A 24803-nucleotide genomic window follows, 5' to 3' on the forward strand; every position below is an offset into this window, starting at 1 on the left:
ACGGTCAACTGTGGGAGCTGGCTTGCCTGCGATAGCGATGTAACAGTCACCGGATGTATCGACTGAACCACCGCAATCGCAGGCAAGCCAGCTCCCACATTTGTTTTGTGCAGGTTCAAGTTATTGTCGTAAATCAACCCGATAGACAAAAGGCACGGCGCACTCCGTGCCTTTTGCGTCCGGCTCTGAGAAAATGCCCGCACTTTTTTTGCGGATGCCGACATGACTGCCCTCAAGAACGACCGTTTCCTTCGTGCCCTGCTCAAGCAACCCGTGGACGTCACCCCTGTGTGGATGATGCGCCAGGCCGGTCGCTACCTGCCGGAATACCGCGCCAGCCGCGCCAACGCCGGTGACTTCATGAGCCTGTGCATGAACCCGGAGTTCGCCTGCGAAGTCACCCTGCAGCCGCTGGACCGCTACCCAGAACTGGACGCGGCCATCCTCTTCTCCGACATCCTCACCATTCCTGACGCCATGGGCCAAGGCCTGTACTTCGAAACCGGCGAAGGCCCGCGTTTCAAGAAAGTCGTCAGCACCCTGGCCGATATCGAAGCCCTGCCGATCCCTGATCCGCACAAAGACCTCGGTTACGTGATGGACGCCGTCAGCACCATCCGCCGCGAGCTCAATGGCCGCGTGCCGCTGATCGGCTTCTCCGGCAGCCCGTGGACCCTGGCCACCTACATGGTCGAAGGCGGCTCGTCGAAAGACTTCCGCAAGACCAAGGCCATGCTCTACGACAACCCGCAAGCCATGCACCTGCTGCTGGACAAGCTGGCGCAGTCGGTCACTTCCTACCTCAACGCGCAGATCATGGCCGGCGCGCAAGCCGTGCAGATCTTCGACACCTGGGGCGGCAACCTGTCGTCGGCGGCGTACCAGGAGTTCTCCCTGGCCTACATGCGCAAGATCGTCAGCGGCCTGATCCGCGAACACGAAGGCCGCAAAGTGCCGGTGATCATGTTCACCAAGGGCGGCGGCCTGTGGCTGGAAAGCATCGCCGACGCCGGCGCCGACGCCCTCGGCCTGGACTGGACCTGCGACCTCGGCGAAGCCCGCCAGCGCGTGGGCAACCGCGTCGCGCTGCAAGGCAACATGGACCCGACCGTGCTGTACGCCAAGCCGGAAGCGATCCGCACCGAAGTCGGCCGCATCCTGGCCAGCTACGGCAAGGGCAGTGGGCATGTGTTCAACCTCGGGCATGGCATCACGCCGGAAGTGAACCCGGAGCATGCGGGCGCGTTCTTGCGGGCGGTGCATGAGTTGTCGGCGCAGTATCACGAGTAATCGCTGCCCAATAAAAACGCCCGGTTTATGCCGGGCGTTTTTGTTTGAGGTCAGCGGACGTAAGGTGCTTGTAATGTCCGTTATTGCGGACATAAGATGCATTGTTCATCTTAAAAGTCCGTTTTGGGTGACATCATGTTGCTGACTAATCCGCCTGATTTGGGCGACAGGATACGACAGCTGCGCCGTGCCAAAGGCTATAGCCAAGCGCAACTGGCGGATCGGGCCAAGTGCAACCGCAAGACCATCATGGATCTTGAAGCCGGTGAAAATGTCGCGATGTATACGGTGTTCAGGGTGATTTCTGCCCTGGGAATGGCATTGGAAGTTGTCGATAAACGCATTGACCTCAAATCCCTGGCTGATCTGGTGGAGCACGATGAGTAGAGTCAAATTGCTCAACGTCCTCACTCCTCAGGGGCACTCTGGCGAATTGTCCAAAGGCTCGCAGTTCGCGTTTTCCTATTCGTCCGCTGATGCCGAGCGAGAGGCATCGCTGGTCATGCCCTATGACCCGACACCTTCAGTCAGCAATGTATTGCATCCAATTTTCGATATGAACGTACCAGAAGGTTTTCTGGCCGATCAGATCAAGCGACGCATGGCCAAGCACATGCAGGTGGATGAGATGCGCCTGTTGTCGGTGATCGGTGGGAACCAGATTGGTCAGCTGACGTACCAGAATCCTGCCGAGGTATCAGTTCCTGTAACGGCTCAGGTGGGGCTCCAGCAAATACTGTCAGCCGATAGCTCCCAGGGCGTCTTCGAGTTTCTGGTGGAGACCTATTTCGAGTCGGGTATATCCGGCGTGCAGCCCAAGGTGCTGGTGCCTGACCTGGACAAGCTGGCCGGTAACCGCAAAACCATGCTCAGTTCTGACTTGATCGTGAAATCTGGCGCCGATGAGTACGCTCACTTGGCACAAAACGAGTTCCTTTGCATGGAAGCTGCTCGCATGGCGGGCATGGAGACACCGCCTTTCTGGTTGTCCGAAGGGGGTGATCTGTTTGTCATGGAGCGCTTTGACCTTACTCCCTCGGGGCGGCTTGGTTTTGAGGACATGGCCGTGTTGTTGGGGCTTAACAAAGATCCCCATGACAACTACAAGTATTCCCAGAGCTACGAAACCCTCGCGGCGGTGATCAATCATGTCTGTGCGCAAGGTGACCCGCTCCGTGAGCTTGAGCGGTTTTTCTCATCGGTTTGCTTGTCGGTCATGGTGCGTAACGGCGACGCACACCTGAAAAATTTTGGTGTGATCTACACCCATCCAGGCGCCCGTGAGACGGTGCAGTTAGCGCCTGTATTCGATGTCACGACTACCACTGTGTATGAGAACTACAACCCCAAGTCTGGCCGTTCATTGGTTGACCGCACCCTGGCAATCAAGATGAACAAGGTGAAGGCTTATCCAGATCGCCAGCAACTGATGGAATTTGGTCGTAAGTACTGTGCGGTGGAGAAGCCTGGGATGATCATCGAGCGAATCGCTGAGGCGATGTCCGAGGCACTCATTGCGCATCAAGCTCGCATCGACGACGAGTTGTTTTTGGTGATGCAGGCCGAGTGGGATGGGGGACGTGCGATGGCGCTCCATGACTCGGTCAGCACTGGAATGAAGCGCAAGCCTGTTGCGAAAAAACCGCTGTGAAGCGGTTTTTTTTCTAACACATAAGTTATGTCGCTGTTTGCCCCAACGGCGGCAACTTCGCCAACTTCAACGCTACCAGCAACGCACTCACCAACAACGCCACGATAAACCCACCAATCCCGTTCCACTCGGCGTAATGCCAGAAGAACCCGCCTGCCGTTCCCGCCACGCTCGACCCTGCGTAATAGCAGAACAGATACAACGACGACGCCTGCCCCTTGGCCTTCACCGCGCGGCGGCCGATCCAGCTGCTGGCCACCGAGTGCGCGCCGAAGAAGCCGAAGGTGAAGATCAGCATGCCCGGCACCACCAGCCACAGCGGGGTGAACAGGGTCAGCACGATACCGGCGAGCATCAGCACGATGGTGGCCCACAGCACGCGGCGGCGGCCGAGGCGGTCGGCCAGGGAGCCGATTTTCGCCGAGCTGTAGATGCCCGAGAGGTACACCAATGACAACAGGCCGACCACGGCCTGGCTGAGGTCATACGGATCGCCCAGCAGGCGATAGCCGATGTAGTTGAACATCGTCACGAACGCGCCCATCAGCAGGAAGGCTTCGAGGAACAGCCACGGCAAGCCGGCGTCCTTGAAGTGCATGACAAACCCATCCAGCAGACTGCGCGGCTTGAGGCTGCTGGCGCGGAAGTTGCGCGATTCGGGGAGGATTTTCCAGAACACGGTGGCGGCGATCAGCGCCAGGGCGCCGATGATCAATGTGGCGGTGTGCCAACTGACGAAGTCGATCAGCACGCCCATGATCAAGCGCCCGCTCATGCCGCCAATCGCGTTGCCACCGATGTACAAGCCCATGGCCAGGCCGATGTGTTGCGGGTGGATTTCTTCGCTCAGGTAGGTCATCGCGACGGCGGCCAGGCCGCTCAATGACAAGCCCACCAATGCGCGCATCAGCAGAATCCCTTCCCACGTCGGCATCAAGCCACTGGCGATGGTCGCCAGCGCGGCGCAGAACAGGGCTGACACCATGACCGGCTTGCGGCCCAAGCGGTCGGAAATCGGCCCGGTGATCAGCAGGCCACAGGCGAGCATGGCGGTAGCGACCGACAAGATCAGGCTGCTCTGCGCCGCATTGATGGAAAACTCGTGGGACAGCGCCGGCATCATCGGCTGCACGCAATACAGCAGGGCAAAGGTGGCAAAACCGCCGGAGAACAGCGCCAGCACCGTGCGCATGAACATCGGCGTGCCTTTTTCGATGTAGGCGTCATTGAGCTGCGCCACCACCTCATCCAGGGCAGTGGGCGGGACTTCTTGAGCGAGTGGAGCGACAGCAGAATTCACGGGGACCTCGGGGAGGGAAAGCGTGCCAGGACCGGCCATGCAAAAAAGAATATAGCTGGCTAATGATTCTTTCCAATATATTGTTCGACCTGTTTAAGAACTTTTACGACCTAATGAGGGTGGTATGGAATTACGACATCTGCGGTACTTCATCGCCGTCGCCGAAGAACTGCATTTCGGCCGCGCCGCGCAGGTGCTGGGCATCTCGCAACCGCCGCTGAGCCAGCAGATCCAGGCGCTGGAGCAGCAGGTGGGTGCGCGTTTGTTCGAGCGTACCAATCGTCGGGTCGAGCTGAGCGAAGCGGGGCGCCTGTTCCTGCATGAGGCGCGGTTGGTGCTGGCCCAGGTGGACAAGGCGGCGGACGTGGCGCGACGTGCGCAGTTGGGTGAGCTGGGAGAGTTGAAGATCGGCTTCACCTCGTCGGCGCCGTTCAACGCGAGCATTCCCCAGGCGATCTTTGCGTTCCGCCAGGCGTTCCCGGCGGTGCACCTCAACCTGCAGGAGATGAGCAGTACACAGGTGGCCGAGTCGCTGGTGGACGAGTCGATCCAGGTCGGCCTGATGCGCCCGCTGCCGCTGCCGGATTCGCTGAGTGTGGTCGAGCTGATGCGCGAACCGCTGGTGGCCGTGCTGAACGCCGACCACCCGCTGGTGGACGGCAGCGAGCGTGGGTTGTACCTGGCGCAGCTGGCCGAGGAACCGTTCGTGTTTTTCCCGCGCAGCTACGGCAGCGGGCTCTATGCGCAGCTGATCAACCTGGCGCGTGACGCCGGTTTCAGCCCGCACTTCGCCCAGGAAGCGGGAGAGGCGATGACCATCATCGGCCTGGTGGCGGCGGGGTTGGGCGTGTCGGTGTTGCCGGCGTCTTACCAGCGCATCCGCATTGATGGCGTGGTCTATCGCACGTTGCTGGATGAGGAAGCGGTGACGGCGGTGTGGCTGGTGCAGCGCAAGGGCGTGCAGACCCCGATGGCAGAGGGGTTTGTGGAGTTGTTGACGCGTAAGGCTGTTCAGTAAGAAATACGCACTTCAAAACGAAGCAGATCGAGGTGGGAGCTGGCTTGCCTGCGATAGCTGAGTGTCAGGCAACATCGATGTTGCTGATCCACCGCCATCGCAGGCAAGCCAGCTCCCACAGTTGATCTTCAGTGTTTGCCAGATCGAATTGCTCGACGTTCCCGAAAGGCGCCCTTTGTCGTTTCTGGAGAAGCCAACGTCTCAGTGTTACTTGGTCGTGCCCGTCTGCTCAAACAACTGCGCCGCCGAGCCGGCCTCGTTTGCGCCATTGCTGCGCAACCCGGCCATGATGTCGCGGTCGAGGTTGTTCACCCAACGGTTGTAGTTGCGGTGGATCTTGCCGTCCTTGTAACCCAGGTCGCGGCTGTCACGGTAGGTGATGGCGTAGCTGTTGCGGGTGTAGCGGATGTCGATGGCGGCGTAATACTGGTTGCGGATGGTGATCTCGGCCTGCACCAGTTGCGGGCTCAGGCGCTGCACGGTCCACTCGCGTTTTTGCAGGGCGGTGACGATCACCGTCTTCATTTTTTCTTCGCTGATCTGGATGTCGGCCGGCAGTTCGTGCTGGGTGTTGAGCACAGGCTTGTTGGTGCAGCCGGCGGTGGTCAGCAGGGCCAGGGTGATCAGGGTCGCGCGTAGCAAGGAAGACATTCCGTATTCTCCAATCGATTAAAAAGTCAGGACCAGCGGCGGAAGATCAGCGACGTGTTGACGCCGCCAAAGGCAAAGTTGTTGTTCATCACGTAGTCGTGGTGCATCTCGCGGAACTCACCCTGCAGGTAATCCAGCTCGCCGCATTGCGGGTCGACGGCGTCCAGGTTGAAGGTGTGCACATAGTGGTTGCTGTTCATCATCTCGATGCTGAACCACGACTCCAGCGCGCCGCACGCGCCCAGGGTGTGGCCGAGGAAACTCTTCTGCGAACTGATGGGCATGCGGCTGCCGAACAGGGCGTGGGTGGCCAGGGTCTCGGCGACGTCGCCTTGATCGGTGGCGGTGCCATGGCCGTTGACGTAGCCGATGGCGGACGGCTCCAGGCCGGCGTCTTCCAGCGCCAGCTCCATCGCACGGCGCATGGTTTTCTGTTCCGGGCGCGTGGTGTGCTGGCCGTCGGCGTTGCTGCCGAAGCCGACCAGTTCCGCGTGGATATGCGCCCCGCGCGCCAGCGCATGTTCCAGCTCTTCGAGGACGAGCATGCCGCCGCCTTCGCCGATCACCAGGCCATCGCGGCCGCTGTCGTAGGGCCGTGGGCTGGTCTGCGGCGCGTCGTTTTTCAGGCTGGTGGCGTAGAGCGCATCGAACACCATGGCTTCGGTGGGGCACAGCTCTTCGGCGCCGCCGGCGAGCATCAGCGGCAGGCGGCCGAACTTGATCGCCTCATAGGCATAGCCGATGCCCTGGCTGCCGCTGGTGCAGGCGCTGGACGTAGGGATCAACCGCCCGGTCAGGCCAAAGAAAATGCTGATATTCGCCGCCGTGGTGTGCGGCATCATGCGCACATAGGAGTTGGCATTCAGCCCCTCGGCCACCGAGTTCAGCAGCATATTGCCGAATGCCTTGATCTCGTCGGTGCTGCCGGTGGACGAGCCACAGGCCACGCCCATGCGCCCGTCCTTGATCGACTCGTCACCGAGCAAGCCGGCGTCCTGCAACGCCTGCTCCGCCGCCCACACCGCCAGGCGCGAGACGCGGCCCATGCTGCGCAGTTGCTTGCGGGTCCAGTGGGCTGGCACGACAAAATCGTCAATCGGCCCGGCCAGGCGCGTATTCAATTCGGTGAAGCGGTCCCACTCGTCCATGCGCCGGATACCGCTGCGGTTGGCGCGGAAGTTGGCCGAGATGGTGGCCCAATCGCTGCCCAGGGAGGTCATGCCGGCCATGCCGGTGACGACGACACGCTTCATCAGCACAGGCCTCCATTCACGGCCAGGACCTGGCGGGTGATGTAGCCGGCTTCGGCCGACATCAGGAAATTCACCGCGCCGGCCACCTCTTCCGGGGTGCCCATGCGTTGCGCCGGGATCATCTTCATCAGTTCTTCCACCGGTACGTTTTCATCCAGCATCGCCGTGTCGATCAAGCCCGGTGCGACGCAGTTGACGGTGATCTTGCGCTTGCCCAGTTCAATCGCCAACGCTTTGGCCGCGCCGATCAAACCGGCTTTGGACGCACTGTAGTTGACCTGGCCACGGTTGCCGATCAACCCCGACACTGACGTAATGCACACGATACGCCCGGCGGCGCGCCGCCGAATCATCGGCATCATCACCGGGTGCAGCACGTTGTAGAAACCGTCGAGGTTGGTGCGCATCACCACGTCCCAATCGTCTTCCGACAACGCCGGGAACGCGCCGTCGCGGGTCAGGCCGGCGTTGAGCACCACGCCGTAGTAGGCGCCGTGCTGCTCCACATCGGCTTCAAGGATTGCCTTGCATGCAGCCCGGTCCGCCACATCGAATTGCAACACCCGCGCCTTGCGGCCCAGGGCCTCGATCTCGACCTGCACCGCGTCGGCTTCGGCACGCCCGCTGCGGCAGTGCAGCACGAGGTCATGCCCGGCCTGGGCCAGGCGCAGGGCGATGGCGCGGCCGATGCCACGGCTGGAGCCGGTGACCAGTACGGATTCAGTCATGGCGTTACGTCCTTCGATTCATCTAAATAGGTGGCCGCCTGGGGCGGTCGGAATACGTTCAAGCGCGCACTGGCCTGGATGCCCTCGCCGGTGAGGTGGCATTCGAACACACCCATGCCGTTGTCGTCTTCCAGGGAGCGCAGGCCGTGGATGGTCAACTCGGCGCCGGCCGGGAAGTGCTCCACGTTGCACTCGAATTTACGTGTGCCCAACAGGAAGCCCAGTTCCACGGCTTCGCCTTTGTGGCGCGCCCGGCAACCGGCATAGGCGGCGACACTTTGCGCCATCAACTCAATGCCGACCCACGCAGGCAGGCTGCCGTCGGCGCGGTTGAACAGGCCGCCGGGGGTGACGGTGACGCGGGTGCGAATCTGCTCTTCATCGTACGACAGCACCTGGTCGATCAGGATCATGTCGCCGGCATGGGGCAGCAGTTCGGCGAGTGGCCAAGGGGTCATGGGGCCTCTCCGATAATCAGGCTGACGTTGTTGCCGCCGAAGGCAAACGAGTTGCTCATCAGGCAGCGTTTTTCCAGGGTGTCGCCCAGCCGTGCCCAGTGCAAGGCTGGCAGCGCCGGGTCGGGCACGCCGTCCCAGACGTGCGGCGGCAGTTGGCCGTGGCGCAGGCTCAGCCAGCAGAACGCCGCTTCCAGCGCGCCCGCCGCACCGAGGGTGTGACCGCTCATGGGCTTGGTCGATGAGCAGGCCACGCCGTGGGGGAACAGGTTGGCGACGGCCAGGCTTTCCATGGCGTCGTTGTGCTGGGTGGCGGTGCCGTGCAGGTTCAGGTAACCGATCTGCCCGGGCTGCAATTTCGCGCTGGCCAACGCCTTGCGCATCGACTGCAACGCGCCTTTGCCGCTGGGCTCGGGCGCGGAGATATGGTGCGCATCACAACTGGCGCCGCTGCCCAGCAGGGCGATGGGCGCCGGCTCCTTGCTCATCACAAACAGCACCGCCGCTTCGCCGATATTGATGCCGTTGCGGTTCACCGAGAACGGGTTGCAGCGCTCGTTCGACACCGCTTCCAGCGAGCTGAAACCGTTGAGCGTGAGCTTGCACAAACTGTCCACGCCACCGCAGATCACCGCATCGCACACGCCCAAATCCAGCAGACGCTGGGCGCTCATCAGTGCGCGGGCGCTGGAGGTGCAGGCGGTGGAAATCACATAGGCCGGGCCGCTCAGTTGCAGCCAGTCGGCGAGGAAATTCGCCGGGGCGCTGAGTTCCTGCTGCTGGTAGTCGTAGTCGCCGGGGAACTGGTTTTCCCGCAGGAAATGGGCGATGCCACGGCTGGCCTCATCGATGCCCGAAGTGCTGGTACCCAGCACAACGCCGACCCGCGACGCGCCGTAGGTGCGGATCGCCTGGCGAATCTCGCCCTCGATCTGCAACGCCGCTTCCAGCAGCAGCTGGTTGTTGCGGCTGCTCTGCTGGCCGAGTTCGGCGGGGATAGTCGCCAGCTCGCCATGTACCGCGCCAACCGGCAATACACGCTCCGGCACCCAGCCGCTTTCGGCGACCATACCCGAGCAGTCGCCGGCAAACAGGCTGCGGCTGACCTCGGCCTGGCCACGGCCGAGGGCGCAGATCACGCCGAGGGCGTTGAGGTAGGCCGTCATTGCCCGGCTCCCAGCGGCGTGATGCGGTAGCTGAGGGGCTGGCCGCTGATGTTCACGCTGAACACCTCGGAAGACTGATACACGATCTTCCAATGACCCGGCAGGGTGCGCGTCAGGTCCATCGCTTGCGCCGTCGGATACAGCGCGCGCAAGTCATTCGCCGAGGTCAGCGCAAACAACAGCGCGGCAAACAGCTCGCGCGCCTGAGGATTGGGCGGCAGCAAGCCGTCGGCCTGCCATTGCCCATCGATCAGTTTTTGCCGGGCCTGGGGAATGCCCAGCGGGTCCATCATCGACCAGCGAATGCCGCCGCCTTCGCGCTGGATCACCAGCAGCCAGTCCTGGCTTTGGCCATCAGCCAAGCGCTGCACGTGCAATTGCAGGGGCAGGGCCAGGCTCGGGGGTTTCTCCGGCAACGGCGGCTGGCTGGCGCAGGCGCTCAGCAGCAACAGGCAGCCGATCAGCCACGCACGCATCATGTGGCCGCGCTCGCCAGGGGCTTGCGCGCCACGCAGTTGACCAGGGTTTCTTCGCGCTGCCCCACTGGCGGTGCCTTGCGCAGGCCCCAGCGTTCCAGCAGGCCGAAATCGCTGGAACGGCTCCACCACAGGTACGGGTACGAGATGTTCTGCGGGCCGAATTCAAAGCCCTGTTCGCGGATCATCTCCAGGTATTCCTCGGCGCTTTTCTGCACATGCATCGGGTGGCGGAACAGCCAGCGGATCACCCAGGTGTCGATATAGGCTTCGGTGGACTCGGCAAACAGCAGGTACCCGCCCGGCTTGAGCACGCGGTAGAACTCTTTCAGCGCGCGATGCTGTTCGACCAGGTGGTGAAAGGTCTGGTGGCAGAACAGGATATCGACGCTTTCATCCGGCACATCGAGCGTGGCGCAATCGCTGCCGATCAGCTCCACGGCCATGCCCTGGCGCGCCGCTTCAGCCTGGCTCAGTGTCAGGCTGTGGGGGTCGGCGTCGAGGCCGATCAGGCGTGCGGGGGCGAACACCTGCCGCAGGTATTGGAATGACTTGCCCTGGCCGCAACCGGCATCCAGCAGCACCGGCGCCTGTGGCAGCGGGTCGGTGAACAGGCTGCGCAGGTCGTTGATCGCCACGCGCAGCACATGGTGCTGCCAGGTGTGGCTGCGCAGGAACCAGAAGCCGAATTTGGTTTCTTCGACGTAGTTTTTACTCAGGTACTGACTGCTCATACCGGCTCACTCGCACAGATTTCCGACAACATCCGCAGGCGCCGCTTGGGCTCGCTGACAAACGGGTTGCGCTCATCCCACGCGTAGCCGGCGAGGATCGAGCAGATCATCCGGCGAATCTCCGGCGAGCTGTCCGGGTGGTAGATCACATCCTGGAACGTGCCGGCGTACCAGCCTTCGACGTAGCAGCGGAAGGTGTCTACGCCGCGCTTCAAGGGCGCGGCGAATTCGGTTTGCCAGTCCACGGTTTCGCCCGTCAGTTGGCGGTGCAAAAGGCCGGCGGCCATGCTTGCCGAACGCATGGCGATGGTCACGCCGGACGAGAACACCGGGTCGAGGAATTCCGCCGCATTGCCCAGCAGCGCAAAGCCCGGGCCGTGCAAGGTCTTGACGTTGGCCGAGTAGCCGCCGATGGTGCGCGCCGGCGTGTCCCATACGGCGTTTTGCAGCACGTTGGACAGGCTTGGGGTTTCGTCGATAAACCCGCGCAGGCAGGCATCGAGGTCGCCGTCGCGGCCGTCGAAATGCTCCTTGGCCGCGACCACGCCCACCGAGCAGCGGCCGTTGCTGAACGGGATGCTCCAGAACCAGATGTCACGCTGGGTCGGATGGGTGGTGATGAGGATCTTGCTGCGGTCGAAACCGGGGTGTTCGATACGGTCTTCGATATGGGTGAACACGGCCTGGCGCACCGGGAAATCCGACGGCGCTTCCAGGTCCAGCAGGCGCGGCAGCACGCGGCCGTAGCCGCTGGCGTCGAGTACGAACTTGGCCTTGAGGTGGTACTCGCTGCCGTTCTCGCGGCGCACGTGCAAGTAGTGGGTTTCGCCTTTGAAATCGACGCCGACGATGGTTTCGCCGTAGCGGATGTCCACGCCTTGCAGCGCCGCCTGATCGGCCAGCAGCTTGTCGAACTCGCCGCGCTGCACCTGGAAGGTGGTCGGCTTGCCGTTGCTGAAGGTATCGCTGAAATCAAACGCGCTGTAGCGCTCGCCCCAGGCGAACGCGGCGCCGGTTTTCACCTGGAAACCGGCCGCTTCTACAGCGTCGAGCATGCCGGCTTCTTCGATGAAGTCGATGCAGTGGGACAGCAGGCTTTCGCCGATGGAGAACCGTGGGAAATGCTGGCGCTCGATGATCAATACATCATGCCCTTTGCGCTTTAACAGCGCGGCGGCGATGGCCCCGGACGGACCGGCACCGATCACCACCACCTGGCGACGTTCCATTTCAACTATGGGCACGAGGGCTCCTTGCCGCATTGGCGATAATCACATTCATAAGGCGTGCTTTTGTTGCCCGGCCCAGGGCGCCAGCATAAAGCTGAATGCCAGGCCGAGGCTGACCGATAAGCCGAAATTACTCACCGCCGGTGTGCTGGACACCGCCAGCAGGCCGAACGACAACCAGGTCGTCAGCGCCGCCAGCAGCGTGCCCAGCAGGCTGACCGCCGGGCCGCCGATCTGCTCGCGCATGAGGATCGCGTAATCCACGCTGATGGCCGTGACCAGCAGCAGGCCGAACAGGCTGAACAACGTCAGCGGCTGGCCCAGCCAACCGAGGCTGGCCAGGCTGCACAATGCTGCCAGCAACGGCAGGGCGACGATGCGCAGGGCACCGCCAAAGCCGAACGGCAGGATCAGCAACAGCACGATCAGCACGCAGGACATCAATTTCAATTCAGCGGCGCTGATCTGCGTGTCGGCGAACACCCGGTTCAGGTCGCCTAGGCGATCCACCAGTTGCACGCCGGGCAGATCCACGGCCTGCACCCGCAGCAGCGCCGGGTTGTTCAAGCCTTGCAGGCTGACCATCGCCGCTACGCCGCCGTCTACCGGGCCCAGCCACAGCGTGCGCCAGGGTTCGGCCAGCGGGCCTTGCAGTGCAGCGTCGATGTCTTGGGTGGGCAGCGCTTGCAGGTGCGCGACTTCGGCGTGCAGGGCGCTGGCGGGCACGCCGAGGTCCAGCAGCGGTTGCCAGTGTTGCGCCAGATTGCTCAGCGCATCGCGCAGTGTTTGCTGCTCGGCGGGCAGGCTGACCAGTTGGCTGAGGGCCATGTAGCCTTGGAGCTTGCCCATGTTCACCAGTTGATCGAGACGCTGGCCCAGGGCGCTTTCCCGTTCCAGCAACTGCTGCTGGTCCTCGGCGCGCACCAGGAAGAACTGGCTGGTGGGCTGGAACCCGGTAATCCGCGCCACGGCTTGTGCTTCTTGCAGCAGTTGCGGCGGCGCGCCGATCCATTGGCGAATATCGTTTTTGCTGTTGAGCTGCCACAGGCCACCGGCGCAAAACAGCAGCAACAGGGCCAGCAGCGCCGCGCTCGGCACGCGCTTGAGCAGCGATTCGCGCACTAGCCACAGGCATTCGGCGATGCGCAGCGGCCATTGCGCCGGGCGCAGTTCGACGCCCTTGAGCAGCGCCGGCAACAGGCACACCGCCGACAGGTACGCGCCGACCAGGCCGGCCGCCGAGAACACCGCGATTTGCGTCAGCGCCGGGAACGGCGTCCAGGCCAGCGCCAGGTAGCCTATGCAACTGGTCGCCAGGCTCAGGCTCAGCCCCGGCAGCGTCAGGCGCAACGCCGGCCAGCTGCGCCAGGGTTTCAGGCTCCAGCTTTTCGACAGGTAGTGCAGCGGATAATCCACCGCCACGCCGATCAGGCTGGAGCCCAGCACCAGCGTCATCACATGCATATGGCCGAACAGCGCCACACAGGCCACCGCGCCGAACAGCATGCCCACCAGCACCGGCACAAACGCCAGCAGCACGCGCCAACGGCGGAAGGCGAGCAACAGCAGCAACAGGATGCCGACGGTGGCGCCGCCGCCGACCCAGGTGATTTCCCGCGTGGCTTGCTGCTGACCGTTGGCCGCATACAGCAGCCCGCTGGCGGCGAGCAGCTGCGCGCCTTGCTCGCCGGCTTGGGCACGGCTGGCCTGGAGCAGGTCCGCCACTTGCAGTGGCAGTTTCATGTCGAAGGCATTGCCGGTGGTGCGCGCACGCAGCAGCACCCAGCTCTTGCCGTCGGCATCGGCGATCAGCGCGCCGCTGCCGATATCCAACTGCACCGAGCCGTGTTGCGGCTGGCTGTTCTGGATGCGCCCGGTCAGGCCCAGCCAGTCATCCTGGCTCGGCACCAGGCTGAAGCCGGTGAAGGGGTCGAACAGCGCTTGCACACGCTGCTGGATGAAGGCGTCGGGTTGTTCGATCAGTTGCTCGCGGTCCTTGGCCGAGAGCATCGCCAGACGCCCGCGCAGCAATTGCTCGCGCAGCGCCGGCAGGTCGGCTTGCAGGTTCCACTGGACCTTTTCAAACAGCCCGCTGGCTTGCCAGCGCTCGCCCAATTGTTGCGCCACGGCCACCGCTTGCTGGCGGTCGGCATGCCCGACCAGCACCAGCATTTCGCGGTTCAGCGGCTCTTGCATGCGCTGTTCGGCTTGCAGCTCCAGGGCGTCCGGCGTGTTGCCCGGCACCAGCTCCATCAGGTTCGCCGACAACGGCGCGCCATGGCGCCACTGCCAGCCGGCCAGGGCCAGCACGGCCACCAGCAGGATCAGGAACAGCCGCGGTAACAGACGCTCACTGCGCAAAGTCGTGGCGCTCCGCGTCGCTCAAGGGCAGGGCGGCGGTGCTGTCCTGCATGCGCAGCAGGGTGCTGTCGCCCTGGGTTTCCAGCAGCTCGATGTTCTGCACCAGCTCGCCACCTTCGATATTGATCTGGGTGAAGACTTGTTTCAGCAGCAGCGAGCGTGGGATCAGGGTCAGCTTCCAGTCGTTGGCCTCGCCTTTCAGTTGCAGCTCGAAGTCACGCTGCAAGCCGCTGCTGTCGCCCTGGAGCACGGCGAGGAACAGACGATTCTGCTCGGCACCGGCGCTCTTGTTCGGCAGCGGCTGCCAACCCGTGGCGTCACGGCGGGCGATGCCCTGGGCGCTGATGCGGTAGTCCTGTTGCAGCGGGGTTTTCAGCAGCCACAGCAGGCCGTGGTCCTTGGCGAGGACGAAGGTGCCTTTGCTGACCAGCGGCTGGGGCAGGGCGCGCAGGTGTTTTTCCTGGGTGAAGTTGCCGTGGATCACCGAGGGTTTGGCGAGCTGGTCGCTGAGCTGCTGCAAGTCAAAAGCATGGGCACTGAAACTCAGGAACAACCCGATCAACAATGTGGGAGCGGGCTTGCCCGCGATGAGCCTGAGGGCGCTGCGGAGTGTCAGGCGGATTGCGTTATCGTTGACGTCCATCGCGGGCAAGCCCGCTCCCACAGGGGATTTCATTTCAAGGCCCTTTCGACGGCGTTGGTGAAGATTTTGGGCGAGGCGAGTTGCATCTCGCGACTGGCGATTTCCACGGCCACTTGCACCGTGCTCGCGCGGGTCAACCGCTCGCCACTGGCCAGGTCGGTGATCAGGTAATTGACCTTCAAACGGTTCTCCCACTCCACCAAACTGGCGCGCACGTTGATGGTCTGGCCAAACACCGCGCCGCGCACGTAGCGCAGCTGCATGTCGATTACCGGCCAGGCGTAGCCCGACTCCAGCATCTGCGTGTAGTTGTGGCCGAGCTTGTCCAGCAGCGCGCAGCGCGCCACTTCCAGGTACTTCACGTAGTGCCCGTGCCAGACGACGTTCATGGTGTCGACGTCGAAAAACGGCACGAGGATTTCGGTGTCGCAGTGCAGCACGCCGGGGCTACGCATGCAGCCTCCAGTGTTGCGCGGCGATGCGTTGCAGGCACAGGCGCAGTTCGCCTTCGAGGGCGCGGTCTTCGATCACTGGCGGGAAGTCCTGCGCCAGTTGTTCGTGCATCGCCGCCAGCGCGGGAGGCAGCGGGCGTGCATCGGCGGCCTGGGCGCGCAGCCACACGCCTTGGTTGGCGGCAAGCAAGGTGGCGGCAGCGACCTGTTCGGTCAGTTCCAGCACGCGGATCGCATCGCGGGCGGCGATGGTGCCCATGCTCACTTTGTCCTGGTTGTGGCATTCGGTGGAACGCGAGAACACGCTGGCCGGCATCGTATTTTTCAGCGCTTCGGCGGTCCAGGCGCTGGTGCCGATCTGCACGGCCTTGAAGCCGTGGTTGATCATCGCGCGATCCTCCGGGGCGCCGGACAGGTTGCTTGGCAGGCCGTGGTTGTAGCGCACGTCCACCAGCAGCGCGAGCTGGCGGTCGAGCAGGTCGGCGACGTTGGCCACCAGGGTCTTGAGGCTGTCCATGGCGAAGGCAATGTGGCCGCCGTAGAAGTGCCCGCCGTGGAGCACGCGCTCTTCTTCGGCGTCGATGATCGGGTTGTCGTTGGCGCTGTTCAGTTCGATCTCGATGAACGACCGCAGCCAGTTCAGGCTGTCAGCCAGCACGCCGAGGACGTGGGGTGCGCAGCGCAGCGAGTAGCGGTCCTGCAAGCGATGCAGCGGCGCGGTCGGTGCATCGATGGCCAGGTCCTTGCGCAGCCAGGCGGCGACTTGCATCTGCCCCGGGTGCGGCTTGGCGGCGAACAGGCGCTCGTCGAAGTGTTCCGGGTTGCCTTGCAGCGCCACCACGTTCAGCGCGGTGATGCGCGTGGCCAGTTGCAGCAGGTAGTCGGCGCGGGCGAAGGCCAGGCACGCGAGACCGGTCATCACGGCGGTGCCGTTCATCAGCGCGAGGGCTTCTTTCGGGCGCAGCACCAGCGGGTCCCAGCCCAGTTCGCGATGCACGTCGGCGGCCTGGCGGCGTTCGCCACGGAACATCACTTCGCGCTCGCCGGACAAGGTCGCAGCCACGTAGGACAGCGGCGTCAAATCACCGCTGGCGCCCACCGAGCCTTCTTCCGGGATCAGCGGCAGCACGTCGTGTTCAAGGAAGGCATGCAGGCGCTCCAGCAGCTCCACGCGCACGCCGGACACGCCGTGGCACAGCGACTGCAAACGCGCGGCCAGCACGGCGCGGGTGGCTTGCGCATCGAGCAGCTTGCCCAGGCCGCACCCGTGGAAGGTGTAGAGGTGACGCGGCAGCGCTTCGACGTGCTGCAACGGCACGGCCACCACGCACGAGTCGCCGTAGCCGGTGGTCACGCCGTAGATCACGCCTTCCTTGTCCAGCAGCGAGTCGAGGAACTGCGCGCCCTTGGCGATGCGCTGGCGGTAGGCGGCATCGCCCTGCAATTGGGTAGGCGCCTGACGGTTGGCCAGGGCCAGCACGTCTTCGATGCGCAAAGCGCGTTCGCCAAAGGTTACCGGCTCAAGATGCGTGGTCATCGGTCTTCCAGAAAGGGTAAAAGTTGAACCATTGTTGGGGCGCTTCCAGGCAGAACTGGCCCAGGCGTGCGGCATAGCGTGCGGTCCACAGGGCTATGACCTGCTCGCGGGTATTACGTTTCCATTCGATCAAATCGGCGAAAGGCTCGATGGTCAGGCGATAGCGGCTTTTGTGCTTGAGGCACATCAGCAGGTTCACCGGGCATTTGAGCAGGCCGGCCAGCAGCCACGGGCCTTGGGGGAAGGCGGCGGCGTGGCCGAGGAAGTCCACGCGCACCGTGCGCCCGCCGTGCAGCGGCACGCGGTCGCCGGCGATGGCCAGCCATTCGCCGTCGTCCAGGCGTTGGCTGAGCAGCAGCATGGTGGTCGGGTCCAGTTCGCTGACCTGGATCAGGCGCAAGTGCGTCGCCCCGGCTTCGCCCAGCAGGCGGTTGAATTGTTCGGCGTGCTTGGTGTGCACCAGCACGTTCATGGTCACTTGTTCGCCGATCTCGGCGAGGGCGCGGCACACTTCGAGGTTGCCCAGGTGCGCGCCCACCAGCATCTGCCCGCGCTCGCCGCGCAGTTGCCCGCGCAACTTGGCCGGGTCGTTGATCTCGATCTGTTCCAGGCGCAGCTTGCCGTTCCACACGTCGAGCTTGTCGAGCAGGGAGTCGGCGAAGGCCATGAACTGGCCGAAGACGCGCCTGTGGGTGGGGCGCAGGTCATCGCGCCCGCTCCAGTCGGCCAGGCGCTGCTGGTATTGCCAGGCGCTGTGGCGTGCGGTGCGGCCGAACAGGAAGAAGTACAGGACGATGGCGTACAGCAGCGGGCTCAACACGCGGCGGCCAAGGACCTTGGCGGCGAACGCGGTGAGTTTCATCAGCAGGAAGCTGCCGCGCTCCTCGCGGTCGGCCCAGTGCTTGGTGCTGTCGCTCATGCCTGCCACCGCCGCCACAGGATCATCGGCGAGCGCACCAACATGCCGAAGAACAAGCGGGTGTGCATCGCCGAGATGCGCACGTTGTCGCGGAACAGGCGGAAGTGCGACAGGCCGTCCGCCGGGTAATGCACGCGGGTCGGCAGCCAGCGCATCGGCTGGTTGCGCCAGGCCAGGCGCACGAGGATGTCGGAGTCGAAATCCATGCGCGTGCCGATGTAGGCCGAGTCCATCAGCGCCAGCGTGGGGGCCAGCGGGTACACGCGAAAGCCGCACATGGAGTCGCGGATCTGTAGCGACAGGGTGTTGATCCACACCCATACGTGGGTCAGGTAACGCGCGTAGAGGCGACCTTTGGGCACGCTGTCGTCGTATTCGGGGTAGCCGCAGATGATTGCGCTGGGGTGGGTGCGTGAGGCGTCGAGGAAGGTGTCGACGTCGCGCAGGTCGTGCTGGCCGTCGGCGTCCACTTGCAGGGCGTGGCTGAAGCCCAGGCGCGCGGCTTCGCGGAAACCGGCCATGACCGCGCCGCCCTTGCCCTGGTTGTTTGGCAGGGTCAGCAAGGTGACGTTATCCAGGGTTGCCAATTGCGCCAGCACCGCCGCGCAGGCCGGGCTGCTGCCGTCGTCTACCAGCAGGCAGGGCAGGCCGCTGTGCAACAGGCTGTGGATCACGGCGGGGACGGCGGGTTTGTGGGTGTAGACCGGGATCAGGGCGCAGGGGTTATGCATGATCGCAGTCTCCTGGTTGACCGCGTCGCCTGCATCGCGGGCAAGCCCGCTCCCACATTTGATCTGCTGTATGCGGGAGATATGTGGCTGGCACAGGTCCAGTGTGGGAGCGGGCTTGCCCGCGATTGAGCGCGAAGCGCTCACCAAACCTATGCATGCTCAGTCTCCAGCAAAATCCGCCCACTGGAGCAGGCCGCGTCGCCATTGCGATAGGCGAAGTACAGCTTGCCGCGCTCCTGGTCGAAGCGCAGGTGCAGTTCGACCCGGTCGCCTGGGCGCACCAGTTGCTGGAACTTGAGCACTTCCATCCCGGCAAAGGTCGTCGGCAAATCGAGCAGTTGCTGGCCGAGGTTGAACGCCCATTCGATCTGCACCACGCCCGGCAACACCGGTGTGACCGGGAAGTGGCCGCTGAAGTAGGCCAGGTCGGGTGGGATGCTCAGTTGCAAGGTCCACTCACCGTTGGCTTCGACTTGCTCCAATACTTCCGGCGCCTTTGGCCGTGGCGCCAGCAGCAACGCCTCGACTTGGGCTTGGGGCAGTTTGCCTTGGCTGTTGAGCGGCAGCTGGCGCAGTAAGCGCCAGCGACGCGGCAGCGCCAGGGCTTCGCAGTGTTGGCTCAGATGCTGGCGCAGGGTTTGGGTCAGCGTGCGCCGGCCCTGATTGCGCAAGGCATGCAGGCCCTCGGCGCTCAGCACCACCAATGCACCGAGTGACGCGCGGTTTTCCTGTACCACGCCCAAGCGGGTTTCGGCGACCCACGGGTGGGCCATCAGCGCTTGTTCGAGCATGGGCAGGGAGATGCGTTTTTCTTCCAGCTTGACGATGCGGTCCAGGCGCCCGAGCAGTTCGAAGCGGCCATCGGCGTGGATGCGCGCGGCGTCGGCGGTCTGTTCGACATGCCCGGCGGGCAGGTAGGGCGAAGCGATGCGCAGGGCGCCGTCGGCGTCCTGGCTCAACTCCACGTCGGCGAACGGCTGCCAGGGCTGCGCGCCTTGGCGCCAGGCGATGCCGCCGGTTTCCGAGCTGCCGAGGATTTCCGTCGGCCATTGCTGCAGGCGGTCGTACAGCTCGCCAGCGGCCTCGATGGGCAACGCGCCGCCGGAGGAAAAAACCCGCGACACCTGGCTCAGCGCCGGCCAGTCGAGGTTGTCGCCCATGCGCTTGAGCAGCGCCGGGCTGGCGACCCAGGCGAATTGTGGGTGTTCGCGGCTGGCGCGCTGCAAGTCCTCGGGAAAGGCCAGTTGCTTGCGCACAAAGGCGCGCCCGGCGCACAGCGGCCACAGCACGCGGAACAGCAGGCCGTAGATATGTTGGGTGGCGACGCTGCCGATGATGCAGGCGCTTTTCAAGTCTGCGCCCCACAGGGTTTCCAGGGCGTCGACTTCGTTGGCCAGTTGGCGCAGGGACTTGTCGATGCGCTTGGGCTCGCCGCTGGAGCCGGAGGTGCACAGGCTCAGTTGGCAGGCGTCGAGGTCCAGCGCCGCCGCGCTCAACGGCGCTTGATACAGCGCGTCGAGGTGCGTCGCGTCGGTCAACCAGGCGTCGACGGCAGTGTCCCAGCGTTGCCGGGTTTGCGCTTGCAGGTCGGCCGGCAGCAGCACGCTGACCCCGGCGCGCCAGGCACCCAGCAGGGCAATCGCCAGGAGACCGGCGTCTTCCAGGTGCACGGCGACGCGCTGGATACCGCGCGCGCGCAGCCCCGCCGCCAGGCTCAGGGACTGCTCCCACAGCTGGGCGTGATTCATTGCAGGTTCGGTGGTGACCGGACGCTGTTCCAGCGGCTCAAGCAGCAAGTGCTCAAGTTTCAACCCATTCATACGCGGCCTCGAACCCTTTGTCGTACCAGCCATTCCACGGCAAACAACAGCCCCATCAGCCCGTAGGCGATCAGGCCGTTGTACAACGTCCACCAGCTCAGCGGCGCCCACAGGGTGAGGGCGGCGGCGAGCAGGCCATTACACAGAAAAAACGCGCTCCAGACCATGGTGACCTGGCGCGTATACACAATCGCGTGGGGCGGCAGTTGCGGGTCGGTCATGCGCGCCAGGCGTTCCACCATCGGCGGGCCGTATTTCAGGCTCAGGCCAAACAGCGCCAGCATGAACGCGCTGACCAGGCTCGGGTACCAGCGCAGCAGGTGCGGGTTGTCGAACCAGGCCAGCAGCAGGCAGAACACGATCACCGCCAGCGCCATCCAGCGGCTGCCGGGGCGCCGGGCGCCGGTAACCGCGCGCAACAGCCACAGGCTGCCCAGCAGCAGGCCGAATTGCCACGGTGCAAAGTGCTCGGTGCCGTAATACACCGCAAAGGGGTACAGCAGCCCCGCCAACAACAGGCCAAGGCCGATCAGCCGGCTCATGCGGCGGGTTGCACCAGGCGGTACACCGCCTCAACCACGTCGTCCACGGTACGCACGGCCTTGAACTCTTCGGCGGCGATCTTCTTGCCGGTCTGGCGCTTGATATGGTCGATCAAGTCCACGGCGTCGATGCTGTCGATTTCCAGGTCCTGGTACAGGTTGGCGTCAAGGGTGACGCGTTCCGGCGCCAGTTCAAACAGTTCCACCAGGGCGTCGCGCAAGGTGTTGAAAATATCGTCACGAGTTTGCATGGTAGGGTCTCAAGCTGCCTGTCGGGCCGTGACGAACGCCGCAAGGCTGGCCACGTTGGTGAAGTGATTGCGGGTGTCCTTGGCGTCGGCATCGATCTTGATGCCGTACTTTTTCTGGATCGCCAGGCCCAGTTCCAGGGCGTCTACCGAATCCAGGCCCAGGCCTTCGCCGAACAGGGTTTGGTCGCTACCAATGTCGTCGACGCTGATGTCCTCAAGGCCCAGGGCCTCGATGATCAGCGTCTTTATGTCGTACTCAAGGCTGTTGCTGTCGCTCATCTTCGGCGAGCTCCTTAATAAAATAGTCATGCAGGTAATCGTTGAGCTTGCGTGAAGCCTGGGGCGCGGGCCCCAGTGTGGCGAACGCCTGTGGTTCTATATCGGCACCCACGCGCAAACTGAAGTGAAAGCGGCGTTTGGGGATGCGATACCAGGGCTCGGCCTTGGTCAGTGTGGTGGGGCTGACCTTGATCACCACCGGGGTGACGATTGTCGCACCGCGCAGTGCAATGGCGGCGCCCCCGCGATGAAAGGCGGGCGCCGCGCCGGGCGTGGTGCGGGTGCCTTCGGGGAAGATGATCAGGGTCTGGCCGTCGCGCAGGGCGTCGGCGGCGGCGTCGAGCATGTCGGCGCTGCCGTCATTGCTGATGTAGCCGGCGTCGCGCACCGGGCCACGCATGAACGGGTTCTGGAACAGGCTCTGCTTGACCACGCAGTTGGTCTGGCGCATCAGGCCGATGAGGAACACCACGTCGATCAGCGACGGGTGGTTGGCCACGATCATCTGCCCCGGGCGACCGAGTTTTTCCGCACCTTCGACGCTGTAGGTGAGGATGCCCAGGCGGTACATCAGGCGAATGAAAAACCAGAACAGGCAACTGATGGTGTGGCGCGCACGTCGCTGATGCTGCCTGGCATCGCCCGGCAGGCAACTGAGCAGCGGGAACACCAGCAAGCGCAGGCACAGGCCGCCGACGCCAAAGGTCAGGAAGCTGATGGCGGTCGCGAACAGGCGCCAATAGTAGGCCTGCCGTGGCTTGTCAGTGATTACTTGCGTTGCCAGTTCCATACGCGGTTCTTCCAGGCATGTTGGCAGGCGCCTTGCTCGGTAAGCAGGGTGCGCAGCAGGTTCAGGGCGTGGGGCCACTGGGTTTGAGTGGGTTGGACCGTGGCGGTGCGCAGTTCCAGCTGCCACTCGTCGCCCGGCGTCAGCAGCAGGCCGAGGGCGTAGGGGAACGGCACGTCCTTGATCCAGCTGGCGTAGGCCTCGGGTGGCTGTTCTTCGGTGATTACCAGCAATACGGCCGGGGCGCCTTCGTTGAGCAGCGCGGCGGCCTCCAGCAAGCCGTGTTCCAGGCCGTCGCCGGCGGCGGCGAGGGCGGTCATTTCGCTGGTTTCATTGCGCAGGATCGACCACAGCCCAATCACCGCGTTATGCACCGACAGGCTGAACTGGGTCGGCGACAGGGGCTGGTCGTTGGCCAGGTCGCTGAGGATGTCGAGGGTGCGCGGGGTTTCGCCATGCCGGGAGATGAACACCAGCGGCAGATCCTGCAAGCCTTCGGCCAATGGCCAGCCGACGCTGAACGCCATGCGTGCCAGGCGGCTCAGGCGACGGCGCTGCATCGCTGGCAGAAATGACACGTCGGGGGAGGCGTCGCTGGCGGGAATGACCACTGGGGCCTTGCTCCAGGCCAGCCAGTCTTGCGCGCAGTCGAGACCAGGGGCCCAGGCGCGCCATTGGGCGATGTTGAAATTGATCACTGAGAGGTTATCCCGCCCCTGCGGGCTTCCATGTGCGGCCGTTGGCCCCGAATACCGGGACAGGGAACAATGGCCGAATGGCGCGCATTATCCCGGTGCTGCGGGGTTCTAGCAAACTTTGGTAATGAATTGTTCAAGGTTGATTACAAATGGCCCGGAAAGATTTACAGATTGTCGGTTACCCGGAATCAGATTGGATTGTCGGACTGTTCTGTTTAATTTGTCGGCGGCATATGACAGTCGGCGCTCCAATCGCCTGTGATGCTGTAAGTGCGTGGATGAACAAGGTAGCTAACAGGCGCTTTTGCCCTCTACACTCGGGCATTCATTGATACACGGAGGTTTTTCCATGCGGCGTGTGGTGTTCAATCAGAAAGGCGGCGTTGGCAAATCCAGCATTGCCTGCAACCTGGCGGCGGTCAGCGCCAGCGAAGGCTATCGAACCCTGTTGGTGGACCTCGATGCACAAGCCAACTCAACCCAGTACCTCACCGGGCTGACGGGCGACGACATCCCCATGGGGATCGCGGATTTTTTCAAGCAAACCCTGTCTTCCGGGCCGTTTTCGAAGAAGAACAAGGTGGATATCTACGAAACGCCCTTCGATAACCTGCATGTGGTCACCGCCACCGCCGAGCTGGCAGACCTGCAGCCCAAGCTTGAGGCCAAGCACAAGATCAACAAGCTGCGAAAGCTGTTGGACGAGTTGAGCGAAGATTACGACCGGATTTACCTGGATACCCCGCCGGCGCTGAACTTTTATGCGGTTTCGGCGTTGATTGCCGCTGATCGCGTGCTGATCCCCTTCGATTGCGACAGCTTCTCGCGCCAGGCGCTGTACGGCCTGCTGGCTGAGATCGAAGAGTTGAAGGAGGACCACAACGAAGGCCTTGAGGTTGAAGGGATCGTGGTCAACCAGTTCCAGGCCCGGGCTACGCTGCCGCAGCAGATGCTCGATGAGTTGATTGCCGAGGGGTTGCCGGTGCTGCCGGTGTACCTGGCCAGTTCGGTGCGCATGCGCGAGTCGCACCAGGAGAGCAAGCCGCTGATCCACCTGGACCCACGGCATAAGTTGACCCAGCAGTTTGTGGAGTTGCATAACCTGCTGGAAAACGCCTGATCTCGAATGCCACACCATTCCCCTGTGGGAGCTGGCTTGCCTGCGATAGCTGTAGTGAATTCAACACTGTCATCGCAGGCAAGCCAGCTCCCACATTTTTTTGCATTCCAGAACGGGATTTGGATATGTCCTACTGATGCTGTAGGACAGGTCTGGCAATAGGGCATGAGCCTTGTATCGTTGCCTACGCGTACGCCAGAATCCGCCGGCTTGTGCGTCTGGAGGGGTGTCTCTTAAGGTTCGCCGGTCGCTGAATGTTCAGTGATCGGGTTTAGTAGCCCGTGGTGAGACGTACAGCAATTCTCCATTTGATGGTGGCTGTACGGAGGGCGCTTTCGGGCGCGCCGGTTGTGTCTCCCCGGTCTACTAACCTGCGTACAGCTGCCACCCTCTGTTTAGTAGCGGTCGGTTGCGGCTCCATTCTCCGGAGACGATCCATGGCTAATCTTTATTCTGTTACCCCCAACCTCCCCACCGAAACCCTCGTCCTCAACAGCTACGAGACCTTCTCTAGCGTGCGCACCTTATTGCTCAGCCTTTCCAACGACCTCACCGGCGAACACCGCGACGTGGCCCTGGCGATCCACCAATTAAGCGAGCTAGGCGTACTGCTGGTCGGCCAGATGATGGACCGCGAAGCCCCACTGCCCTAAACCTGCAATGCGGTCTCTGTGGGAGCTGGCTTGCCTGCGATAGCTGCAGTGAATTCAAC

Annotated in this window: 27 protein-coding genes; 6 read left to right on the forward strand and 21 right to left on the reverse strand. The window is 63.4% G+C overall.

Annotated elements, in window-relative coordinates:
* The first annotated feature begins 222 nt into the window (after positions 1 to 222).
* The 3 genes from hemE to B348_RS0125575 all read left to right on the forward strand — a co-directional run bounded on the left by hemE (position 223) and on the right by B348_RS0125575 (position 2941).
* Entirely contained in the window at positions 223 to 1290 is a 1068-nt protein-coding gene (hemE, locus tag B348_RS0125565) for a uroporphyrinogen decarboxylase (RefSeq protein ID WP_017738873.1), read from the forward strand.
* Between the two features lie 135 nt (positions 1291 to 1425).
* Positions 1426 to 1677 carry a helix-turn-helix transcriptional regulator gene (locus B348_RS0125570; RefSeq protein ID WP_026137065.1) on the forward strand — a complete coding sequence of 84 codons (252 nt, stop codon included), beginning with the start codon at positions 1426 to 1428 and terminating at the stop codon, positions 1675 to 1677.
* Positions 1670 to 2941, forward strand: coding sequence for a type II toxin-antitoxin system HipA family toxin (locus B348_RS0125575; protein ID WP_017738875.1), 1272 nt, complete (start codon positions 1670 to 1672; stop codon positions 2939 to 2941). Before B348_RS0125570 ends, B348_RS0125575 begins: the two co-directional genes overlap by 8 nt.
* A 25-nt stretch (positions 2942 to 2966) precedes the next feature.
* Here the strand turns inward: B348_RS0125575 and B348_RS0125580 are convergent, their stop codons facing one another.
* Entirely contained in the window at positions 2967 to 4193 is a 1227-nt protein-coding gene (locus tag B348_RS0125580; protein ID WP_371105916.1) for an MFS transporter, read from the reverse strand.
* Positions 4194 to 4365: 172 nt separating this feature from the next.
* On the opposite strand from B348_RS0125580, the gene B348_RS0125585 reads away from it, so the two are divergent.
* The gene (locus tag B348_RS0125585) at positions 4366 to 5259 is read left to right on the forward strand and encodes a LysR family transcriptional regulator (protein WP_017738877.1); all 894 of its coding nucleotides are present in this window, start codon (positions 4366 to 4368) and stop codon (positions 5257 to 5259) included.
* A gap of 207 nt (positions 5260 to 5466) precedes the next feature.
* Here B348_RS0125585 and B348_RS0125590 read toward each other — a convergent pair whose 3' ends face one another.
* The 20 genes from B348_RS0125590 to B348_RS0125685 form a co-directional block, all read right to left on the reverse strand.
* A complete protein-coding gene (locus B348_RS0125590) occupies positions 5467 to 5910 on the reverse strand; it encodes a hypothetical protein (RefSeq protein WP_017738878.1) in 444 nt (147 codons plus the stop codon).
* A gap of 26 nt (positions 5911 to 5936) precedes the next feature.
* Positions 5937 to 7163 (reverse strand): beta-ketoacyl-ACP synthase, encoded by a 1227-nt coding sequence (locus B348_RS0125595; RefSeq protein ID WP_017738879.1) that lies wholly within the window; start codon positions 7161 to 7163, stop codon positions 5937 to 5939.
* Positions 7163 to 7891 carry a 3-oxoacyl-ACP reductase FabG gene (gene fabG, locus B348_RS0125600; RefSeq protein ID WP_017738880.1) on the reverse strand — a complete coding sequence of 243 codons (729 nt, stop codon included), beginning with the start codon at positions 7889 to 7891 and terminating at the stop codon, positions 7163 to 7165. Before fabG ends, B348_RS0125595 begins: the two co-directional genes overlap by 1 nt.
* Positions 7888 to 8349 (reverse strand): hotdog family protein, encoded by a 462-nt coding sequence (locus tag B348_RS0125605; RefSeq protein WP_017738881.1) that lies wholly within the window; start codon positions 8347 to 8349, stop codon positions 7888 to 7890. Before B348_RS0125605 ends, fabG begins: the two co-directional genes overlap by 4 nt.
* Positions 8346 to 9512 carry a beta-ketoacyl-[acyl-carrier-protein] synthase family protein gene (locus B348_RS0125610; protein WP_017738882.1) on the reverse strand — a complete coding sequence of 389 codons (1167 nt, stop codon included), beginning with the start codon at positions 9510 to 9512 and terminating at the stop codon, positions 8346 to 8348. The genes B348_RS0125605 and B348_RS0125610 overlap by 4 nt, the downstream gene beginning before the upstream one ends.
* Positions 9509 to 9991 (reverse strand): hypothetical protein, encoded by a 483-nt coding sequence (locus B348_RS0125615; RefSeq protein ID WP_017738883.1) that lies wholly within the window; start codon positions 9989 to 9991, stop codon positions 9509 to 9511. The genes B348_RS0125610 and B348_RS0125615 overlap by 4 nt, the downstream gene beginning before the upstream one ends.
* Positions 9988 to 10722: a class I SAM-dependent methyltransferase gene (locus B348_RS0125620; protein ID WP_017738884.1), complete on the reverse strand. Its 735-nt coding sequence runs from the start codon at positions 10720 to 10722 to the stop codon at positions 9988 to 9990. The genes B348_RS0125615 and B348_RS0125620 overlap by 4 nt, the downstream gene beginning before the upstream one ends.
* Positions 10719 to 11966, reverse strand: a complete 1248-nt coding sequence (locus tag B348_RS0125625) for an NAD(P)/FAD-dependent oxidoreductase (RefSeq protein WP_026137067.1) — start codon at positions 11964 to 11966, stop codon at positions 10719 to 10721. Before B348_RS0125625 ends, B348_RS0125620 begins: the two co-directional genes overlap by 4 nt.
* Before the next feature lie 33 nt (positions 11967 to 11999).
* Positions 12000 to 14312 carry an MMPL family transporter gene (locus tag B348_RS0125630; RefSeq protein WP_017738886.1) on the reverse strand — a complete coding sequence of 771 codons (2313 nt, stop codon included), beginning with the start codon at positions 14310 to 14312 and terminating at the stop codon, positions 12000 to 12002.
* Positions 14302 to 14955: an outer membrane lipoprotein carrier protein LolA gene (locus tag B348_RS0125635; protein ID WP_017738887.1), complete on the reverse strand. Its 654-nt coding sequence runs from the start codon at positions 14953 to 14955 to the stop codon at positions 14302 to 14304. The genes B348_RS0125630 and B348_RS0125635 overlap by 11 nt, the downstream gene beginning before the upstream one ends.
* Before the next feature lie 29 nt (positions 14956 to 14984).
* Entirely contained in the window at positions 14985 to 15410 is a 426-nt protein-coding gene (locus tag B348_RS0125640) for a thioesterase family protein (RefSeq protein ID WP_017738888.1), read from the reverse strand.
* Positions 15403 to 16944, reverse strand: coding sequence for a histidine ammonia-lyase (gene hutH, locus B348_RS0125645; RefSeq protein ID WP_017738889.1), 1542 nt, complete (start codon positions 16942 to 16944; stop codon positions 15403 to 15405). Before hutH ends, B348_RS0125640 begins: the two co-directional genes overlap by 8 nt.
* Positions 16928 to 17863, reverse strand: a complete 936-nt coding sequence (locus B348_RS0125650) for a glycosyl transferase (protein ID WP_017738890.1) — start codon at positions 17861 to 17863, stop codon at positions 16928 to 16930. The genes hutH and B348_RS0125650 overlap by 17 nt, the downstream gene beginning before the upstream one ends.
* Positions 17860 to 18594 (reverse strand): glycosyltransferase family 2 protein, encoded by a 735-nt coding sequence (locus tag B348_RS0125655; protein WP_017738891.1) that lies wholly within the window; start codon positions 18592 to 18594, stop codon positions 17860 to 17862. The genes B348_RS0125650 and B348_RS0125655 overlap by 4 nt, the downstream gene beginning before the upstream one ends.
* A gap of 149 nt (positions 18595 to 18743) precedes the next feature.
* Positions 18744 to 20414: an acyl-CoA synthetase family protein gene (locus B348_RS0125660; RefSeq protein ID WP_017738892.1), complete on the reverse strand. Its 1671-nt coding sequence runs from the start codon at positions 20412 to 20414 to the stop codon at positions 18744 to 18746.
* Positions 20411 to 20956, reverse strand: a complete 546-nt coding sequence (locus B348_RS0125665; protein WP_017738893.1) for a membrane protein — start codon at positions 20954 to 20956, stop codon at positions 20411 to 20413. The genes B348_RS0125660 and B348_RS0125665 overlap by 4 nt, the downstream gene beginning before the upstream one ends.
* A complete protein-coding gene (locus B348_RS0125670; protein WP_017738894.1) occupies positions 20953 to 21207 on the reverse strand; it encodes an acyl carrier protein in 255 nt (84 codons plus the stop codon). Before B348_RS0125670 ends, B348_RS0125665 begins: the two co-directional genes overlap by 4 nt.
* Before the next feature lie 9 nt (positions 21208 to 21216).
* Complete coding sequence (locus tag B348_RS0125675) at positions 21217 to 21486, reverse strand: phosphopantetheine-binding protein (RefSeq protein WP_017738895.1); 270 nt, start codon at positions 21484 to 21486, stop codon at positions 21217 to 21219.
* Positions 21464 to 22276 carry a 1-acyl-sn-glycerol-3-phosphate acyltransferase gene (locus tag B348_RS0125680; RefSeq protein WP_017738896.1) on the reverse strand — a complete coding sequence of 271 codons (813 nt, stop codon included), beginning with the start codon at positions 22274 to 22276 and terminating at the stop codon, positions 21464 to 21466. The genes B348_RS0125675 and B348_RS0125680 overlap by 23 nt, the downstream gene beginning before the upstream one ends.
* Positions 22255 to 22971, reverse strand: a complete 717-nt coding sequence (locus B348_RS0125685) for a beta-ketoacyl synthase chain length factor (RefSeq protein ID WP_017738897.1) — start codon at positions 22969 to 22971, stop codon at positions 22255 to 22257. Before B348_RS0125685 ends, B348_RS0125680 begins: the two co-directional genes overlap by 22 nt.
* Before the next feature lie 349 nt (positions 22972 to 23320).
* Between B348_RS0125685 and B348_RS0125690 the strand changes: the two genes are divergently transcribed.
* Positions 23321 to 24091 carry a ParA family protein gene (locus B348_RS0125690; RefSeq protein WP_017738898.1) on the forward strand — a complete coding sequence of 257 codons (771 nt, stop codon included), beginning with the start codon at positions 23321 to 23323 and terminating at the stop codon, positions 24089 to 24091.
* A gap of 437 nt (positions 24092 to 24528) precedes the next feature.
* Positions 24529 to 24744: a DUF6124 family protein gene (locus tag B348_RS0125695; RefSeq protein WP_017738899.1), complete on the forward strand. Its 216-nt coding sequence runs from the start codon at positions 24529 to 24531 to the stop codon at positions 24742 to 24744.
* The last annotated feature ends 59 nt before the right edge of the window (positions 24745 to 24803 follow it).

It is taken from the genome of Pseudomonas sp. CBZ-4, assembly GCF_000346755.1.
GTDB lineage: Bacteria > Pseudomonadota > Gammaproteobacteria > Pseudomonadales > Pseudomonadaceae > Aquipseudomonas.

Bases quoted from the DNA above. Each gene is read 5' to 3' on its own strand.
- hemE (WP_017738873.1), top strand. From the start codon at position 223: ATGACTGCCCTCAAGAACGACCGTTTCCTTCGTGCCCTGCTCAAGCAA.
- B348_RS0125570 (WP_026137065.1), top strand. From the start codon at position 1,426: ATGTTGCTGACTAATCCGCCTGATTTGGGCGACAGGATACGACAGCTG.
- B348_RS0125575 (WP_017738875.1), top strand. From the start codon at position 1,670: ATGAGTAGAGTCAAATTGCTCAACGTCCTCACTCCTCAGGGGCACTCT.
- B348_RS0125585 (WP_017738877.1), top strand. From the start codon at position 4,366: ATGGAATTACGACATCTGCGGTACTTCATCGCCGTCGCCGAAGAACTG.
- B348_RS0125590 (WP_017738878.1), bottom strand. From the start codon at position 5,910: ATGTCTTCCTTGCTACGCGCGACCCTGATCACCCTGGCCCTGCTGACC.
- B348_RS0125595 (WP_017738879.1), bottom strand. From the start codon at position 7,163: ATGAAGCGTGTCGTCGTCACCGGCATGGCCGGCATGACCTCCCTGGGC.
- fabG (WP_017738880.1), bottom strand. From the start codon at position 7,891: ATGACTGAATCCGTACTGGTCACCGGCTCCAGCCGTGGCATCGGCCGC.
- B348_RS0125605 (WP_017738881.1), bottom strand. From the start codon at position 8,349: ATGACCCCTTGGCCACTCGCCGAACTGCTGCCCCATGCCGGCGACATG.
- B348_RS0125610 (WP_017738882.1), bottom strand. From the start codon at position 9,512: ATGACGGCCTACCTCAACGCCCTCGGCGTGATCTGCGCCCTCGGCCGT.
- B348_RS0125615 (WP_017738883.1), bottom strand. From the start codon at position 9,991: ATGATGCGTGCGTGGCTGATCGGCTGCCTGTTGCTGCTGAGCGCCTGC.
- B348_RS0125620 (WP_017738884.1), bottom strand. From the start codon at position 10,722: ATGAGCAGTCAGTACCTGAGTAAAAACTACGTCGAAGAAACCAAATTC.
- B348_RS0125635 (WP_017738887.1), bottom strand. From the start codon at position 14,955: ATGGACGTCAACGATAACGCAATCCGCCTGACACTCCGCAGCGCCCTC.
- B348_RS0125640 (WP_017738888.1), bottom strand. From the start codon at position 15,410: ATGCGTAGCCCCGGCGTGCTGCACTGCGACACCGAAATCCTCGTGCCG.
- hutH (WP_017738889.1), bottom strand. From the start codon at position 16,944: ATGACCACGCATCTTGAGCCGGTAACCTTTGGCGAACGCGCTTTGCGC.
- B348_RS0125650 (WP_017738890.1), bottom strand. From the start codon at position 17,863: ATGAGCGACAGCACCAAGCACTGGGCCGACCGCGAGGAGCGCGGCAGC.
- B348_RS0125655 (WP_017738891.1), bottom strand. From the start codon at position 18,594: ATGCATAACCCCTGCGCCCTGATCCCGGTCTACACCCACAAACCCGCC.
- B348_RS0125660 (WP_017738892.1), bottom strand. From the start codon at position 20,414: ATGAATGGGTTGAAACTTGAGCACTTGCTGCTTGAGCCGCTGGAACAG.
- B348_RS0125665 (WP_017738893.1), bottom strand. From the start codon at position 20,956: ATGAGCCGGCTGATCGGCCTTGGCCTGTTGTTGGCGGGGCTGCTGTAC.
- B348_RS0125670 (WP_017738894.1), bottom strand. From the start codon at position 21,207: ATGCAAACTCGTGACGATATTTTCAACACCTTGCGCGACGCCCTGGTG.
- B348_RS0125675 (WP_017738895.1), bottom strand. From the start codon at position 21,486: ATGAGCGACAGCAACAGCCTTGAGTACGACATAAAGACGCTGATCATC.
- B348_RS0125680 (WP_017738896.1), bottom strand. From the start codon at position 22,276: ATGGAACTGGCAACGCAAGTAATCACTGACAAGCCACGGCAGGCCTAC.
- B348_RS0125690 (WP_017738898.1), top strand. From the start codon at position 23,321: ATGCGGCGTGTGGTGTTCAATCAGAAAGGCGGCGTTGGCAAATCCAGC.
- B348_RS0125695 (WP_017738899.1), top strand. From the start codon at position 24,529: ATGGCTAATCTTTATTCTGTTACCCCCAACCTCCCCACCGAAACCCTC.